This is a genomic window from Rhizobium sp. CB2179 (assembly GCF_057653455.1).
Genome location: NZ_CM172781.1, coordinates 2,222,193 through 2,237,953 on the forward strand (window position 1 = coordinate 2,222,193; position 15,761 = coordinate 2,237,953).

Annotated in this window: 14 protein-coding genes and 1 riboswitch; of the genes, 10 read left to right on the forward strand and 4 right to left on the reverse strand. The window is 61.5% G+C overall.

Annotated elements, in window-relative coordinates; genetic code table 11:
• Nucleotides 1–88 precede the first annotated feature (88 nt).
• The 7 genes from AC244Q_RS11080 (at nucleotide 89) to AC244Q_RS11110 (ending at nucleotide 7,828) form a co-directional block, all read left to right on the forward strand.
• Nucleotides 89–1,069 (forward strand): ABC transporter permease, encoded by a 981-nt coding sequence (locus AC244Q_RS11080; RefSeq protein ID WP_012757735.1) that lies wholly within the window; start codon nucleotides 89–91, stop codon nucleotides 1,067–1,069.
• A gap of 117 nt (nucleotides 1,070–1,186) precedes the next feature.
• Nucleotides 1,187–2,116, forward strand: coding sequence for a sugar ABC transporter substrate-binding protein (locus AC244Q_RS11085; RefSeq protein WP_017994291.1), 930 nt, complete (start codon nucleotides 1,187–1,189; stop codon nucleotides 2,114–2,116).
• Nucleotides 2,117–2,144: 28 nt separating this feature from the next.
• Nucleotides 2,145–3,623 (forward strand): sugar ABC transporter ATP-binding protein, encoded by a 1,479-nt coding sequence (locus AC244Q_RS11090; protein WP_020486983.1) that lies wholly within the window; start codon nucleotides 2,145–2,147, stop codon nucleotides 3,621–3,623.
• A gap of 20 nt (nucleotides 3,624–3,643) precedes the next feature.
• On the forward strand, nucleotides 3,644–4,432 hold the full coding sequence (locus AC244Q_RS11095; protein WP_128407320.1) for an SDR family oxidoreductase: 789 nt from the start codon (nucleotides 3,644–3,646) through the stop codon (nucleotides 4,430–4,432).
• A 276-nt stretch (nucleotides 4,433–4,708) separates the two neighbouring features.
• Nucleotides 4,709–5,491: a glucose 1-dehydrogenase gene (locus AC244Q_RS11100; RefSeq protein WP_017994294.1), complete on the forward strand. Its 783-nt coding sequence runs from the start codon at nucleotides 4,709–4,711 to the stop codon at nucleotides 5,489–5,491.
• A gap of 195 nt (nucleotides 5,492–5,686) precedes the next feature.
• Nucleotides 5,687–5,837: riboswitch (FMN riboswitch) on the forward strand.
• A 126-nt stretch (nucleotides 5,838–5,963) separates the two neighbouring features.
• Nucleotides 5,964–6,599, forward strand: coding sequence for a 3,4-dihydroxy-2-butanone-4-phosphate synthase (gene ribB, locus AC244Q_RS11105; protein WP_012757739.1), 636 nt, complete (start codon nucleotides 5,964–5,966; stop codon nucleotides 6,597–6,599).
• 281 nt (nucleotides 6,600–6,880) lie between these two features.
• Nucleotides 6,881–7,828 carry an IS110 family RNA-guided transposase gene (locus AC244Q_RS11110; RefSeq protein ID WP_017995762.1) on the forward strand — a complete coding sequence of 316 codons (948 nt, stop codon included), beginning with the start codon at nucleotides 6,881–6,883 and terminating at the stop codon, nucleotides 7,826–7,828.
• 100 nt (nucleotides 7,829–7,928) lie between these two features.
• On the opposite strand, the gene AC244Q_RS11115 is transcribed toward AC244Q_RS11110, so the two are convergent.
• Nucleotides 7,929–8,696 (reverse strand): SDR family oxidoreductase, encoded by a 768-nt coding sequence (locus tag AC244Q_RS11115; RefSeq protein WP_026157379.1) that lies wholly within the window; start codon nucleotides 8,694–8,696, stop codon nucleotides 7,929–7,931.
• A 328-nt stretch (nucleotides 8,697–9,024) separates the two neighbouring features.
• Here AC244Q_RS11115 and AC244Q_RS11120 point away from each other — a divergent pair, with 328 nt between their 5' ends.
• Genes AC244Q_RS11120 through mobB form a run of 3 tightly spaced genes read left to right on the forward strand, consistent with a single transcriptional unit; the run spans nucleotide 9,025 to nucleotide 11,090 of the window.
• Complete coding sequence (locus tag AC244Q_RS11120; RefSeq protein ID WP_012757741.1) at nucleotides 9,025–9,933, forward strand: DMT family transporter; 909 nt, start codon at nucleotides 9,025–9,027, stop codon at nucleotides 9,931–9,933.
• Between the two features lie 9 nt (nucleotides 9,934–9,942).
• Complete coding sequence (gene mobA / locus AC244Q_RS11125; RefSeq protein WP_020486984.1) at nucleotides 9,943–10,572, forward strand: molybdenum cofactor guanylyltransferase MobA; 630 nt, start codon at nucleotides 9,943–9,945, stop codon at nucleotides 10,570–10,572.
• Nucleotides 10,569–11,090 (forward strand): molybdopterin-guanine dinucleotide biosynthesis protein B, encoded by a 522-nt coding sequence (gene mobB / locus AC244Q_RS11130; RefSeq protein WP_128407246.1) that lies wholly within the window; start codon nucleotides 10,569–10,571, stop codon nucleotides 11,088–11,090. The genes mobA and mobB overlap by 4 nt, the downstream gene beginning before the upstream one ends.
• Here the strand turns inward: mobB and AC244Q_RS11135 are convergent.
• From AC244Q_RS11135 to AC244Q_RS11145, 3 genes are all read right to left on the reverse strand, one after another.
• Nucleotides 11,022–13,187 (reverse strand): ATP-binding protein, encoded by a 2,166-nt coding sequence (locus AC244Q_RS11135; RefSeq protein WP_017994299.1) that lies wholly within the window; start codon nucleotides 13,185–13,187, stop codon nucleotides 11,022–11,024. The genes mobB and AC244Q_RS11135 overlap by 69 nt on opposite strands.
• The gene (locus AC244Q_RS11140; protein WP_012757745.1) at nucleotides 13,162–14,673 is read right to left on the reverse strand and encodes an ATPase domain-containing protein; all 1,512 of its coding nucleotides are present in this window, start codon (nucleotides 14,671–14,673) and stop codon (nucleotides 13,162–13,164) included. Before AC244Q_RS11140 ends, AC244Q_RS11135 begins: the two co-directional genes overlap by 26 nt.
• Before the next feature lie 135 nt (nucleotides 14,674–14,808).
• Nucleotides 14,809–15,702: a LysR family transcriptional regulator gene (locus AC244Q_RS11145; RefSeq protein ID WP_128407247.1), complete on the reverse strand. Its 894-nt coding sequence runs from the start codon at nucleotides 15,700–15,702 to the stop codon at nucleotides 14,809–14,811.
• Between the last annotated feature and the right edge of the window lie 59 nt (nucleotides 15,703–15,761).

Here is a 15,761-nt window from a genome sequence, read left to right on the forward strand (position 1 = left end):
GAAAGCAACTTGTTAATGAATTTTCCAGCATCAGTGAATATTTATTCGTAGAATGAATTAGCAATCAGCCTAGGCATAGGGAGGAACAATGGTGGCGCTCGATATCAATGAACACGGGCTTTCGTCCGGCGCCTGGTTGAGCAAGCTCAAGGGAGCCACCGGCCCGCTCGTGGGGCTGCTCTTGCTTTGCGTCTTCCTGAGCCTCAGCACCGACACGTTTCTTTCGGTTCGGAACGGTCTCAACATCCTCGATCAGATCACTGTCCTCGGCATCATGGCTGTCGGAATGACCTTTGTCATTCTGATCGGCGGCATCGATCTTTCCGTCGGCTCGGCACTCGCTCTTGCGATGATGGTCATGGGCTGGACTGCGAATGTCGCCGGCCTACCGCTGCCGGTCGGGATCGTTTTTGCTCTGGTCGCATCGGGCATTTCGGGCCTGATCGTCGGACTTCTGGTGACGCAGTTCAGGGTTCCAGCCTTTATTGCCACTCTTGCGATGATGTCCGCGGCTCGCGGCGTCGCAAATATGATCACGGACGGCCAGCAGATCGTCGGATTCCCCGACTGGTTCATGATGCTGGCAATCGATCGCCATTTCGGCGTGTTGACAGCCACTGTGTTTCTCATGCTTGCGGTTGTTCTTGCGGCCTGGCTTTTCCTGCACTTCCGGTCCGAAGGTCGCATGCTCTACGCGGTGGGAGGAAATCCGGAAGTCGCGCGCCTTGCGGGTATCAACGTTCCGCTCGTGACGATTGGCGTCTACGTCGCAAGTTCAGTCCTTGCGGGGCTCGCAGGCATCGTACTCGCCGCCAGGCTGGATTCCGTCCAGCCGTCCAGCGGTCTGGGCTATGAATTGGACACCATCGCAGCAGTCGTCATCGGCGGGACTTCGCTTTCGGGGGGGGCGGGCGGTATCGGAGGAACACTGATCGGCGTTCTTATCATCGGCGTCCTTCGCAACGGGCTCAATCTTCTCAACGTCTCGCCGTTCCTGCAGCAAGTGATCATCGGCATCGTCATCGTGCTCGCGGTCGGCGCGGAGACTATTCGTCGGCGTCGCGCCTGACGAGCGGGGTCCGCCGCGTCGGCGGACCAGGAATTCCGCTCCAAGGGTTTGGGGCGGATCAATACCCCGAGGGGGAGGACATACCCGAGGGTTCCATCAAACAACGGAGGAAATACAATGAAAATAGCGCGCACCATGCTCGCGTCTGCCGCCCTGCTCGGTCTCATGCTCGGCCCAGTACACGCGGCGGAACTGAAGAAGCTCGGCTTGGCGGTTGCCAACCTTCAGGCAAACTTCTTCAACCAGATCAAACAATCCGTCGAAGCCGAAGCCAAGAAGCGCGGCATCGAAGTCATCACGGTCGACGCAAAGGGCGACGGGCCGACGCAGGTCAACCAGATCCAGGACCTCCTGACCCAGAAGATCGACGCGCTGATCTACATTCCGGCAGGTGCGGCGGCTGCGACCGTTCCGGTCAAGCTCGCCAAGAGCGCTGGTATTCCGGTCGTGAACGTTGACCGCAACGCCGAGGGAGCACCGGGCGATACCTTCCTTGCAACGGATTCCGTCGCGTCTGCCAAGGCCGTGTGCGACTACATTCTGAAGGAAGGCGGCGGCAAGGGGAAGATGGTCATCATCCACGGCCAGAAGGGCACAACGCCGGAAGTCGATCGTTCGAAGGGTTGCGCTGAATCTCTCAAGGCATATCCGGACGTCAAGGTTGTCGCCGAGCAGTTCTCGAACATCTGGAGCCAGGACGAAGGATTCCAGATCATGCAGAATATGCTGCAGGCAAATCCGGACGTTTCGATCGTGTTCGCCCAGGCCGACGGCCTTGCCCTTGGCGCCGCGCAGGCGATCAAGGTCGCCAATCCTTCCCAGAAGATCGTGGTTGGCGGCTTCGATGGTGACACCGCAGCTCTCGAAGCGCTCAGCAAGGGTGTCTTCAACGTAACGGCGACCCAGCAGACGCAGAAGATGGGCCGCGACGCGGTTGAAAACGCCGCCAAGCTTGTCGCCGGAGAAAAGGTGCCGCCGGTCCAGCTCCTGGATGCCACGCTGACAACCAAGGAAAACGTCGCAGGCTTCATCGCCAACCATCCGTAATGAAGTTGATGTCTTGAGGAGGTGTGCCGTGACTGATCCAGTTCTTTCCCTGAGGGGCATATCCAAATGGTATGGGCCGCTCCAGGTTCTGAAGAATGTCAGCTTGGACGTTTATCCCGGCGAAGTGGTTGCACTTCTCGGTGAAAACGGCGCAGGCAAGTCAACGCTATCGGGCATTATCGCCGGGTCACGCACGCCGTCCGAAGGATCAATGACATGGCTGGGGCAGCCTTATGCCCCGGCCACCCCAAGGGAAGCGATCGACAAGGGCGTTGTCCTGATCCATCAGGAGCTGCAGCTTCTGCCGCAGCTGTCGATCGCGGAAAACGTCTTCATCGGACGTTGGCCGATGAAGAACGGCGTCGTCGACCGCGCCCAGATGGTTCGCCGGGCCCAGGACCAGCTCGCTCGCTTGAACCTTCACATCCCTGCAACGCGGACGGTCGCCGGCCTTTCCACGGCAAATCAGCAACTCATCGAGATCGCCAAGGCGCTGGCTCTCAATGCAAAGCTCCTGATCCTCGATGAGCCGACGGCCGCCCTTGGCGGCGCGGAGACGGAAGCTCTTTTCGAACAGGTTCGGAAGCTTCGCTCAGAAGGTGTCGGCATCGTCTACATTTCCCACCGCATGGAAGAGATCAAGCGAATAACCGATCGGATCGTCGTTCTTCGCGATGGCGAGCGCGTGCAGGAATTCTCCGACAGCGCGACACCGGTGCGAACGATCGTCGAGAGCATGGTCGGACGCCCGCTTGACCGCTTGTTCCCTGCCCTGCCGGTTCCGACAGAGCATCCAGTACTCCAGGTGTCGGGGCTGTGCTCGCCGGACAACTCATTCCGCGACGTTACCTTCGATGTGCGCGCCGGGGAAATTCTCGGAATCGCCGGACTGGTCGGCGCCGGCCGCACGGAACTTGTCCGCGCCATTTCGGGCGCGGACCCAATCAGTGCAGGTTCGATCAAGCTGGAAGGCGAAGAACTCAGGCTGCGCGATCCGGCGGACGCGATCGCCAAGGGCATCGTGATGGTTCCGGAAGACCGCAAGGAGCAAGGCCTCGTTGTCGGGCACCGGATCGGCGAGAACATTATCTACGCCAATCTCGACAAGCTGGGCGGGCGTTGGATTACGCCGAGCGTCAAGCGCTCGTTTGCGGAAAAGGCAGTGGCCAAGTTCGGCGTGAAGGGCCGTGCGGAGCAATATGCCTCGGACCTGTCCGGCGGCAACCAGCAGAAGGTGGTCATCGCGAAATGGCTGATGCGCGATCCTAAGGTCGTCGTGCTCGACGAACCGACGAGAGGCATCGACGTCGGCGCCCGAGCCGGTATCTACGACATCATCGTCAATCTTGCCAAACGGGGCGTGGCGGTCATCGTCGTAAGCTCGGACCTCGAGGAAGTTCTCGGAGTCTCCAATCGCATTCTCGTGCTTGCGCAAGGCAAACAGGCAGGCATTCTCAATCGTGACCAGGCAAATGACGTTTCGGTCATGGAGCTAGCCACCATCTAAACAGACAGAAAGGAAGAGCGGTGTCCGACATCACTCTGAACGCCCCGAAGCTTTTCGATCTCAGCGGCCAGGTTGCCATCGTTACAGGAGCCGGGAGCGGCATTGGGCAGCGCATTGCCATCGGCCTTGCGCAATGCGGCGCCGACGTGGCGCTGCTCGACCGCCGAACCGACGACGGGCTGGCCAAGACGGCTGAACATATTCGCGCCGCCGGCCGCCGCTCGATCCAGATCGCGGCGGATGTCACCAGCAAATCTTCCCTTGGAGAGGCAATAGCACGGACCGAAGCCGATCTCGGCACGCTGACGCTTGCAGTCAACGCGGCAGGCATCGCTAACGCGAACGCCGCGGAAGAGATGGAGGAGGACCAATATCAGACGTTGATGGATATCAACCTGAAAGGTGTCTTTCTTTCCTGCCAGGCCGAGGCCCGCGCCATGCTCAAGAATGGACGCGGCTCCATCGTCAACATCGCTTCCATGTCCGGCGTGATCGTAAATCGCGGGCTGAGCCAAGCGCACTATAACGCCTCCAAGGCGGGCGTCATCCATATGTCGAAGTCCATGGCGATGGAATGGGTCGACCGCGGCATTCGCGTCAACACCATCTCCCCCGGATACACGGCAACGCCCATGAACACCCGTCCGGAGATGGTCCACCAGACCAAGCTCTTCGAAGAGCAGACGCCGATGCAGCGCATGGCAGCGGTGGACGAGATGGTAGGCCCGGCGGTGTTTCTGCTGTCGAATGCAGCAAGTTTCGTGACCGGCGTCGATCTTCTCGTCGACGGCGGTTTCTGCTGCTGGTGATGAGAAAGCTCATTGCCGCTGCTGGAAAGTGACCGATCTCGCTTCCTCCCTGGCTGAGATCGAGGCGCTGAAGGGACCAACGGGCAAGACGGCGTGCGATATCGCCGTCTTGCCCGCCCTTCACGCTGATCGAACGGGTTGTCGAACGGACCGAGGGCTCGGATCGTCATCGGCGCTCTAGACTGCCTGAATTCGCGACAACCGTTTGATCTCCAATAATGATCGCATGGTACGTCGCACCCAGATTTGCTGTTTATCGACGGACAAGGAAAGAGCATGAAACGCTTTGAGCAGAAGACTGTCGTCATTACCGGGGGTAGCCGCGGCATCGGAGCGGCGATCGCCAAACGCTTCGCGAAAGAAGGCGCCAATCTCGTCGTCTCGGCCAATGAGGACCTGGTCCACGGCGTCGCCGAACAGATCCGGGCCGAAGGCGGCAAGGCGATCTCCTTCATCGGCGATGTCACCGACAAGGCAAGCGTCACCGCCCTCTACGATGCCGCCGAGAAGGAATTCGGCTCGGTCGACGTTTCGATCCAGAATGCTGGCGTCATCACCATCGCCCGCGTCGAGGACCTGACCGAAAACGAGTGGGACAAGGTCATGGCCGTCAACACCAAGGGCGTCTTCCTCTGCGCCCAGGAGGCAATATCACGAATGCGCAAGCACAAGCGCGGCGGCCGCATCATCAACACCGCTTCCGGCCAGGCGCGCGACGGCTTCATCTACACCCCGCATTATGCCGCCTCGAAAATGGGGGTCGTCGGCATCACCCAGAGCCTGGCCAAGGAAGTCGCGACCGAGAAGATCACCGTCAACGCCTTCTGCCCCGGCATCATCGAGACCGACATGTGGGCCTATAACGACCAGGCCTGGGGCAAGCTGCTCGGCAACTACGCCCCCGGCGAGCTGATGAAGGAATGGGTCGAGGGCATCCCGATGAAACGGGCCGGCTCTGGGGAAGATGTCGCAGGCCTGGTGACCTTCCTCGCCAGCGATGACGCCGCCTATATCACCGGCCAGACGATCAATGTCGACGGCGGCCTGATCATGTCCTGATGCAGGCGCCCAAAATTGCGTAGCGGTTTTGGGACAACGACATGCATCGAACAAAGAGCAAACCACCAGCGAAGTGCGGAAGGCGACACGGTCGTCGCCTCCGTGTGAACAGTGTGTCCATCGGCGTCAGGGCAGCTTTGCATTTTTGCCTGGTCGAGTGACCTTGCCATCCGCCTGTTTTTGATCCTATCTTTGAAGTGTTCTCAGGGCGGGGTGTAATTCCCCACCGGCGGTATCAGGAGCAATCCTGGAGCCCGCGAGCGCTTCCGGCACCTCCTGTCGGAAGGTCAGCAGATCCGGTGAGATGCCGGAGCCGACGGTATAGTCCGGATGGAAGAGGACAACACGGGCAGTCGCACTCCATCCCGGAGTCGGCCGACGTTTGTTCGCCCAAGGGCAGAAGGCTCGCTCACGGACTGAGCCGAGCAGACCATGTCAGTCAGCTGACATAACCCTTGAAAGGCCAGACAGCATGACTATCGCAACAATCGAAGATGCCATATCAGCCATTGCCAGCGGCAAGATGGTCGTCGTCGTCGACGACCAGAACCGGGAAAATGAAGGTGATATCGTGGTCGCGGCCGATGCCGTCACCCCTGAGGCAATCGCCTTCATGATGACCCACGCCCGTGGACTCGTCTGCATCGCCATGGAAGGCGAGCGTCTCGATGCGCTCGATATTCCGCTCATGGTGCCCAACAACACGGAATCGCACAAAACCGCCTTCACGGTCTCGGTCGATTATCTCAAGGGCACGACGACCGGTATCTCGGCTGCCGACCGCGCCGCCACCGTCCGCGCCCTGGTCGACGATCGCGCAAAGCCCGCCGAATTCGCCCGCCCCGGCCATATCTTCCCGCTGCGCTCCAACCCCCGCGGCGTGCTCGGCCGCCCCGGCCACACCGAAGCCGCCGTCGATCTCGCCCGCCTCGCCGGACGGATCCCCGCCGGCGTCATCTGCGAAGTCGCCAACGACGACGGAACCATGTCCCGCCTGCCCGAACTCACGCTCTTCGCCGAACGCCACAACCTCCCCCTCGTCACCATCGAGGACCTGGTCGCCTATCTCGACCGCCAGGCGGCAAAAGACATACGCGAAGTCGCCTGATCTGCGCAAAGCGGCCAGCCCCGTCCTTCGAGGCCCCTGCGGGGCACCTCAGGATGAGGCTGGAGAGAGGTTGCGACCTGGTTCAACGGGAAGCGCAGCGGCATGGCACACGGACCAGCCCTCATCCTTGTACGTTGCCGTTGCTGTATAAAGGGGCTGTGCGGCGGGGATGCGTGTCATCCTTGGGTCTTGAACTCGTACCTCAGCAAGCATCTCCGTCGCCATGTCTTCGCTCGAACGGTTGGTTGGGCTTCGAGCCCGCGTTGCAAGGAGGAGCAGTCATGCATATCCAGCAATCTTTCATGGTCGGTATCGATGTCTCGAAGGCCCATCTCGACGTTGCCGTTGAGGGCAAACGCGCCGTTGTCCGCTTCGACAACAATGCGCCAGGCTGTGCCGCACTCACTGCGGCAGTGGCCGGCGCAGAGCTTGTCGTCGTCGAGGCGACCGGCGGTTACGAGATGGCAATCGTCAGAACGCTTATGGCCGCCGGTATTGCCGTCGCCGTCGTCAATCCCCGCCAGGTGCGCGACTTCGCCAGGGCCAGCGGTCGTTTGGCCAAGACCGATCAGGTCGACGCCCGCGTCACGCTCCACTTCGCCAGAGCGATGCGGCCGGCACAGATCCCCCATATCGACGACGGCCGCATCGCGCTTGCTGCGCTTGTCACCCGCCGTCGCCAACTCATCGACATGGCGGTCGCCGAGAAGAACCGCCTCGAGCATGCGCCTGAGGCCGTCGCAGCGCTGATTGGCGAGACCCTCGCCGCCCTCAAGGCTCAGCTCGCCCGCGTCGATGCCGCCATCGCGCTCGCCATCGAGGCCGAGCCCGACATGGCCGCACGCCGCAATCTGCTGCTGACCGTGCCGGGCATTGGCGAGGTCAGTGCCGCCGTGCTCATCGCCGAACTGCCCGAACTCGGCGCCATCGACGACAAGAAGCTCGCAGCCCTCGTCGGCGTCGCCCCCATCGCTCACGACAGCGGCACATGGCGTGGACAACGCCATATCGCCGGCGGCCGCGCCACCGTCAGATGCGCCCTCTATATGGCTACGCTCTCGGCCATCCGTTGCAACCCGGCCATCAAGACCTTCCACAAAAGGCTGCGCGACGCGGGCAAACCGCCCAAGGTCGCCATCGTCGCCGCCATGCGAAAGCTCATCATCATGATCAACACTATTCTTAAAAGACGAACCCCATGGAACCAGCCCCAACAACACGGTTGCTGAGGCACGCAGGCCGCAGGCCGCAGCCTCGAAGGACGAGGGCCGGGTGGCTGGGTCCCAGACGCGCACGGCTGGTTGCCACAGCACACCCTATTTCCTGCCCCTATGTTCGGCTGATCGAAACCCCACCATCTGCCAGCATCGCCGTGCCGGTCACGAAGCTCGACATGTCGGAGGCGAGGAAAAGCGCCGCATTGGCGATCTCGTCGGGTTGCGCCATGCGTTTCAGCGCATGCAGCCCCTCCACGAAGGCGAGCACCTCCGGCGTGGCATCAGGCGCGTTGGTGATACTGGCGGGCGTGTCGGTGCCGCCGGGAAGCAGCGCGTTGACGCGGATCTTCTGCGCTCCGAGTTCGGCGGCGAGCACCTGCACGAAGCCGATCAGCCCCGCCTTGCTCGCCGCATAGGCGGCCATGCCAGGCATGCCGACGGTGTGGCCGACAAAGGTCGAGGTGAAGATCAGCGATCCGCCGCCTTTCCCCATCGCCGCCGACTGGTGTTTGGCGCCGAGGAAGGCGGCGGTGAGATTGGTCTCGATCGTCTCGCGCCAGCCCTCCACCGACAGCCCGGCGACCGGCCCCATCTCACCGATGATGCCGGCATTGTTGAAGGCGATGTCGAGCCGGCCGAAACGCGAGACTGCCGTTTCGACAAGCCTTTCCTGGAGCGCCTCGTCCCTGACATCGCCTGATATGGCGACGGCCTGCCCACCCTCCGCCTCAATTTCCGCGATGACGGCGTCGAGCGCGTCTTGTCGCCGGCCGGTGACCACAAGCTTGGCACCTTGCCGTGCAAAGAGTTTCGCCGCTGCGCGGCCGATGCCTGAGCTTGCGCCGGTGATGATGGCGATCTTGTCGTTGAGAAGTGTCATATCGGTCTCTCCTGGTTTGTTGCCAGATTTGACATGCTCAAACATCATGCGATGCAGCCACCCGTTTCCCGCGCAGGACGAGAAAAACGCCTATGGCCGAACCGGCAGCGCGACGGCGCGTCCTCATCGACGCCTTGATCACGGCGTCGGAAACATCGGAATTCGCCTTATAAAACCGAGATTTGCCGAGACCTTCATCCACACGCCTGCATTGAGGTCAGTGCCGTTGTGCACCGCATCATCGATTTATGCCTGGTGTGGCATTCATCCGATTCCCTTCATGCGTCTTCGCGATTAAAAGGAGCGCACAGGTAACGGGAATCTCTTCATGCCGCGGTCACGCAATACTGAGGGCGCCATCTATATGAGCATGGCGATGGCCGGCTTTTCCGCAAGCGACGCTCTATCCAAATCGGTGATCGCCTATATGAACGCCGGCGAGATCATGTTCCTGCGCGGCCTCTTCACCAGCCTGCTCGTCTATCTGATCGCCTGGAAAATGGGCGCGCTGCGCTCCTGGCGCATCATGCTGCAGCCGATGATCATCTTCAGGATCATCTGTGAGACGCTCTCCGCCGTCACCTATATCACCGCGCTCGGCATGATGCCGATCGCCAATGCCTCGGCGATCCTGCAGTCGCTGCCGCTGGTCGTCACCTTCGGCGCTGCCCTCTTCTTCGGCGAGCCGGTCGGCTGGCGGCGCTGGTCGGCGATCCTTGTCGGCCTCGTCGGCGTGATGATCATTATCCGTCCCGGCCCTGAGGGATTCACCGCCGCCGCCCTCCTCTGCGTCGCTGCGGTGCTGACGACGGCCGGCCGCGATCTCGCCACCCGGAGCATCAGTCCGGAAATCCCCTCGCTGATGATCACCGTCATCACCGCCATATCAGCCTCCTTCTTCGGCGCGCTGCTCATCCCGGTGCTCGGCGGCTGGCAGCCGGTCAGCGCCGCTGCCCTTGGGCATCTCGTACTCGCATCGGTGCTGGTGCTCGTCGGCTACCAGTCGGTCATCCTCGCCATGCGCACCGGCGAAATCTCTTTCGTCGCGCCGTTTCGCTATACCAGCCTGATCTTCTCTTCTGTGCTCGGCTTCTTTTTCTTCGCGGAAGTGCCTGACAGCTGGACGCTCGTCGGGGCTGCGATCGTCATCGCCTCCGGCCTCTATACGTTCTATCGTGAGGCCAAGCGCCGTGTGTCGCCGATTGCGCAGGAATCCGCGCCGCGTGCGCCGGTTTGAGGAAAGATGATGGCTCAATTCTCGTTGGATAAATCTCATATAGCGGGCGTCGTATTGGCCGGCGGCCGTTCGCAGCGCATGGGCCGCGACAAGGCAGGCATGATGCTTGGGGCCGAGAGCCTGCTCCGCCATGTGCTGACCCGCCTCTCGCAGCAAACTTTCCACGTTGCCGTCAATGCCGATGCCGCCGCCGAGGGTGTGCCTGTCATTCCCGACCGTTTTCCCGGCAAGGCCGGGCCGATGGCCGGTATCCATGCCGCCATGGTCTATGCCGCCGGTCTGCCCTCGATCACCCATGTCGTCACCGTCTCGGTGGATTGCCCGTTCTTCCCGGCCGATCTCGTCGCCCGGCTGGCGGCCGCGGTCGAGCACGCGTCGCAGATCGCAATTGCCACCTCCGAAGGCCGTAGCCATCCGGTCTTCGGGCTCTGGCCGGTGACGCTGGCCGCCGATCTCGAAGCCTGGATCGCCACCGACGAGAAGCGCCGTGTGCGCGACTTCCTGTTGCGGCATGACGTTACGGAAGTGGCGTTTCCGCTGCATCCGACCCGCGCCAGCCTGCTCGATCCCTTCTTCAACATCAACACGCCCGACGATCTCGTCGAGGCGGAACGCTGGCTGGAGGCCCTTCGCGTATGACTGCACCGAAAATCTTCGGCATCGCCGGCTGGAAGAACTCGGGCAAGACGGGTCTCGCCGTCCGGCTAGTGACGGAGTTCACCCGCCGCGGCTACAAGATCTCGACGATCAAGCACGCCCATCATGATTTCGACATCGACAAGGTCGGGGCCGACAGCTACCGCCACCGCCAGGCCGGCGCTCATGAGGTCACCATCGTCTCCGGCACCCGCTACGCCATCATGCACGAGCTGCGCGGTGCGCCGGAACCTGAGTTCGAGGAGATCCTCGCCCGCCTCGCCCCCTGCGACCTCGTGCTGATCGAAGGATACAAGCGCGAGCCGATCCCGAAGATCGAGGCCCGCCGCCTGGAAGCGGCAAATCGCGAACCGTTGGCGCCGAGCGATCCCCATATCTGCGCCATCGCCGCCGATCATGCCGTCACCTATACGGCCCTGCCGGTCTTCGATCTAGACGACACAGGCGCCATCGCCGATTTCATCGCTGACATCGTTGGCCTTGGACAGGCGAGGCTTTGAACCACCTGCGTTGCCGCCGGACCTCAGAAGCGGAACCGTTTCGCTTGCCATCGCCTTGGCGATTTCCTTGGCGAGCTGAGCCTGATCATAGGGCTTTGCTAATCTCGGAAGATCGATATCGGTGCCGGCAGGAAGATCGGCGTAACCTGTCGCCAGCACGATCGGTAACCCCGGATGAATGTCCCGCGCGGCCTGGGCAAGCTGTGCGCCGGTCATGCCAGGCATCGAATAATCGGTGATGACAAGGTCGAAATGCTGGCCGCTGCTGATCAGTTCCAGTGCCTGCGAGCCGGAATTTGCTTCGACGACCTCGTGGCCGAGATCTTCAAGCATGTCGACCGAACTCATGGCGATCAAGGCATCGTCGTCGACCAGAAGTATCTTCAGTCTGGACGCAGCTTGCGGAACGGGCAATTCCGCTTCGATCGCCCGCTCGGGGCGCCGTTCCGTCGCCGGAAGCCACAGCTCGGCGGTCGTTCCCACTCCAAGCTCGCTGGTCAGACGAAGTGCACCATTGAGCTGAACGGCCAGTCCGTGGATCATCGATAAGCCTAGGCCCGTGCCCTTTCCGAGTTCCTTGGTCGAGAAAAACGGATCGATCGCCTTCTTCAGCGTCTCCGCATCCATGCCGGTGCCACTGTCGGCCACCGCCAGCACCAGATAGGCCCCCTCGCCGAGAGCGCCGTCATCGCCGGGCACCTGCTCCTCGCGCAGCGATATGGACAGGGTCCCGCCATCCGGCATCGCATCGCGGGCATTGACCGCGAGGTTGAGCAGCGCCAACTCGAGTTGGTTCGCGTCGATCAGCGCCGGTGGCAGCGTCGCCGGCAGGATGGTTTCGATGCTGATCGAGGATCCGACCGAGCGCCGCAACAGGTCGTTCATGCCGGAGACCAGCTCGGCCAGATCGATGGGCTTGACCTGCAGATCCTGCTGTCTGGCAAAAGCCAGCAGCCGCTGCGTCAGCGCCGCCCCGCGCCGCGCGCCCTGGATCGCCCCGTCGACCAGACGCGTCGCTTTGGCATCTCCGCCAACGTGCTTGCCGAGCAGCTCCAGATTTCCGAGAACGACCATCAGCAGATTGTTGAAATCGTGGGCGACGCCGCCGGTCAGTTGGCCGATCGCCTCCATCTTTTGCGATTGGCGAAGCTGCTCCTCGGCTCTTTCACGCTGGGCGACTTCCTCAAGCAGGGTCTGGTGAGCGGCGTTGACCTCTTTGGTCCGTTCCCTCACGCGCTCTTCGAGGTTTTCATTGAGCCGCCTCAGATTTTCCTCGATGGTCTTGCGGACGGTAGTATCGGAGCAGACGCCGACGAGCTTCCTGGCGGAACCATATCTGTCGGAATAAAGCTGCGCATGGACCTCGGTCCAATGCAGTGATCCATCCGGCCAGATCGTCCTGTGCTCGATCGAATAGTCGCGTCCGGTATCGATCGTCTGGCGCAGGCGTGCCAGCACAAGGTCCCGGTCGTCGGGGTGAATGCTTGCGATCAGATCGTCGCGCGTGACATCATCATCCGGCTTTCGGCCGAAGACCGCTTTGCAGGTCGCCGAGGCCGACAAGGCCATCGAGGACAGCTCCAGCTCCCACGCCCCGAGACGACCGGCGGCAAGCGCCGTCTGCAACCGTCGCTCTCCTTCGCCCAGAGCCTCGAGCCGGGCTCGCGCTTCATATTGGCGCAGGCGCCCCTTCAATGCGGTCCGGGCAACGCTGATGAAGGAGGTCGCATGGAACGGCCTTTCCAGGAAAGTGACGTTGCCAAGAACCTCGGAAAGCCTGGCAGCGGCCGGATTTCGTTCAGGTCCCCCGCCGCGTTGGGTGAGAACGATGAACGGCAGGTCCGACCAGCTCGGCTGTGCTGAAACCCAGGCGGCGATCGGTTTGAGATCGCTCGAGCGAACGGCCTCTTCCGTCAAGACGCCAAGCGCAACGTCGTCGCTGAGCGATGACGCGAACATAGACAGGTCGGTGGCAGCAATCGATGCCAATCCGGCCTCATCGACCAACGATCTCGCCACCCAGGCATCACGACCGGCGGGGGTGTAGATCAATGCTTTCGGTTTTCCGGAATTAGGAATTGCCGCTGTCCCCGCCATCGGTCTTTAGGAGCGGCGTTGAGGTCGCGATAAATTCGGGAACGCCGCGAAGCACGCCCTGGAACCCGACGAGAGGATCTCCAAACCTCAACCCGGAGGCGTCGATACGATACTCGCGGATGGTATCCTCGTGAAAGCCGGTCCTCTTCTTGATCACCGAGACTGCCCGCCGCACCTTTCCCGCAGCCTCGAAGTAACGCAGCAGAATGACGGTATCTGCGAGATAGGTGACGTCGACAGGGGCTTTCATGTCACCGACCAGCCCGTGCTGGGCAACGGTGAGAAAGGTGTTGGCGCCTTGCCTGTTCAAATATTGCAGCAGCTCATGCATATGAAGGATCAGCGAATTCTCATCCGGCATCGAAGCCTGATAACCATTGATACTGTCGATGATAACGGTTTTCGCATCCGACTTGTCGACGCAGCTGCGCACGCGGTGGGCAAATTCGCCCGGCGACAGTTCGGCGGCATCGAGCTGTTCGATGTGGATATGACCGGCGTCCCGCATTGCTTCGAGATCTATTCCGAGCGCCTTCAGCCGCGTGAAGAGCAGGCCCAGCTCCTCGTCAAAAATGAAGGCCGCCACTTTCTCGCCGCGCGCGACCGCAGCCACCAGGAATTGAAACGAGAAAGTGCTTTTGCCGGTGCCGGCAGGACCAAGGATGAGTGTGCTGGAACCTCGCTCGAGGCCACCTCCCAGAAGAAGGTCCAGTTCCGCAATATTGCAGGAAATCTGATCGCGGGTGTAGCTCGACCTGTGTTCGGCGGCGACGAGCCGCGGAAAGACGATAACGCCGCCAGTCTGGATGATGAAATCGTGATAACCGCCTCGGAAGGCCTGACCGCGATATTTTATGACCCTTAGACGTCGGCGTTCGGAGCCGTAGTTCGGCGCCATCTCTTCGAGATGGATCACGCCGTGAACAACGCTGTGCACCGTCTTGTCGAGCACGTCGGAGGTCAGATCATCGAGCAGAAGGACTGTCGCGCCCTGCCGGGCAAAATAGTGCTTGAGCGCGAGGATCTGCCGGCGGTAGCGTAGTGAGCTTTGTGCGAGCAGCCTGATCTCCGACAGACTGTCGAGAACCACGCGACGTGGCTTGACCCGCTCGAAAGCGGCAAAGATTTCCTTTGTCGTCTCTCCGAGTTCAAGATCTGATGAATAAAGCAGGCTTTGCTGCTGGTCGGCATCCAGCAGGCTTTCCGGAGGCACGACCTCGAAGATCTCGATATTGCCATCGATCACCATGCCATGCGATGCGGCCCCGGCTCGGAGTTCGCTCTCGGTCTCTGAAAGGGTTATGTAGAGCCCCTGCTCGCCGAGCCGTGCACCTTCGATCAGAAACTGCAGCGCGATCGTCGTCTTCCCCGCTCCCGGGTTTCCTTCCAGGAGAAACACGTGGCCCGGCGAAAGGCCCCCCGCCAGAACTGTATCCAAACCGGACACGCCGGTCCGAGCTTTCGTGGCAGGTGCCGCAGTATTCATTCACTGTTTCCTTCGATTTCAAGTGTGAATTAGCGGCGAGTGATGGAATGTCAAATCACTGGCAGGCATGATTTCGCTTCCGACAAGAGCCGGTCACTGGTGGCTGCCTGTCCGGGCGACTCGAAACGGTGGGCGTTATGGTCGATAGCGAAGTGCATCGACGAGCAGAGCAAATGCCGGCGACGTATGCCGGCGGCTCGGATAGTAGAGATGGTAACCGGAAAACGGCAGGCACCAATCCTCGAGGACGCGCACCAGCCGTCCATCGGCTAGATGCGCGTCGACCAAGTTCTCCGGCATGTAGGCCAGTCCAAGACCCGCGAGCACCGCGTTTAGCCGGAGCGCTATATTGTTGAAGACCAACTGCCCTTCGACCCGAACCCTGAGCTCGCGCCCATCCTTCTCGAACTCCCATGCATAAACGCTGCCATAGGTGGGCAGACGCAGATTGATGCAATTGTGATCCGTAAGCTCCTGCGGCGTCAGCGGCTGCAGCCTGGTGTCGAAGTAGGCGGGAGCGCCGACCACGGCCATGCGCATATCGGGGCCGATGCGCACCGCGATCATATCTTTCGCCACCTGTTCGCCAAGCCGCACCCCGGCATCGTAACGCTCCGCGACGATGTCGGTCAGACCGTAGTCGACGATGATCTCGACATTGATATCGGGATAATCGGGCAGCAGCTTTTCCAAGGCGGGCCAGAGGACGGTATCGGCCGCATGCTCGCCGGCATTGATGCGGATGGTACCTGCCGGCTTCTCCCGGAACGCGCTCAAGGCAGCCAACTCGCTCTCGATCTCGTCGAGCCGCGGTCCGATGGAGACGAGCAGGCGTTCGCCGGCCTCCGTCGGCGCGACGCTGCGGGTCGTGCGTGTCAGCAATCGCAGTCCAAGCCGCTCCTCGAGCCCGCGGATGGTGTGGCTGAGCGCCGATTGCGACACACCCAGCTTGCCCGCCGCCTTTGTGAAGCTCTGTGCGCGTGCAACGGCGAGGAAGGCGATGAGGTCGTTGACGGCGGGGCGCGGCATTTATGAAACTTTCTCATGGGTTCTTGCCGTTTATACCATCTAATCGCGACCCGGCGCAC

Bases quoted from the DNA above. Each gene is read 5' to 3' on its own strand.
- AC244Q_RS11145 (WP_128407247.1), bottom strand. From the start codon at position 15,702: ATGCCGCGCCCCGCCGTCAACGACCTCATCGCCTTCCTCGCCGTTGCA.
- AC244Q_RS11110 (WP_017995762.1), top strand. From the start codon at position 6,881: ATGCATATCCAGCAATCTTTCATGGTCGGTATCGATGTCTCGAAGGCC.
- AC244Q_RS11100 (WP_017994294.1), top strand. From the start codon at position 4,709: ATGAAACGCTTTGAGCAGAAGACTGTCGTCATTACCGGGGGTAGCCGC.
- AC244Q_RS11140 (WP_012757745.1), bottom strand. From the start codon at position 14,673: ATGAATACTGCGGCACCTGCCACGAAAGCTCGGACCGGCGTGTCCGGT.
- ribB (WP_012757739.1), top strand. From the start codon at position 5,964: ATGACTATCGCAACAATCGAAGATGCCATATCAGCCATTGCCAGCGGC.
- AC244Q_RS11135 (WP_017994299.1), bottom strand. From the start codon at position 13,187: ATGGCGGGGACAGCGGCAATTCCTAATTCCGGAAAACCGAAAGCATTG.
- mobB (WP_128407246.1), top strand. From the start codon at position 10,569: ATGACTGCACCGAAAATCTTCGGCATCGCCGGCTGGAAGAACTCGGGC.
- mobA (WP_020486984.1), top strand. From the start codon at position 9,943: ATGGCTCAATTCTCGTTGGATAAATCTCATATAGCGGGCGTCGTATTG.
- AC244Q_RS11115 (WP_026157379.1), bottom strand. From the start codon at position 8,696: ATGACACTTCTCAACGACAAGATCGCCATCATCACCGGCGCAAGCTCA.
- AC244Q_RS11080 (WP_012757735.1), top strand. From the start codon at position 89: ATGGTGGCGCTCGATATCAATGAACACGGGCTTTCGTCCGGCGCCTGG.
- AC244Q_RS11120 (WP_012757741.1), top strand. From the start codon at position 9,025: ATGCCGCGGTCACGCAATACTGAGGGCGCCATCTATATGAGCATGGCG.
- AC244Q_RS11085 (WP_017994291.1), top strand. From the start codon at position 1,187: ATGAAAATAGCGCGCACCATGCTCGCGTCTGCCGCCCTGCTCGGTCTC.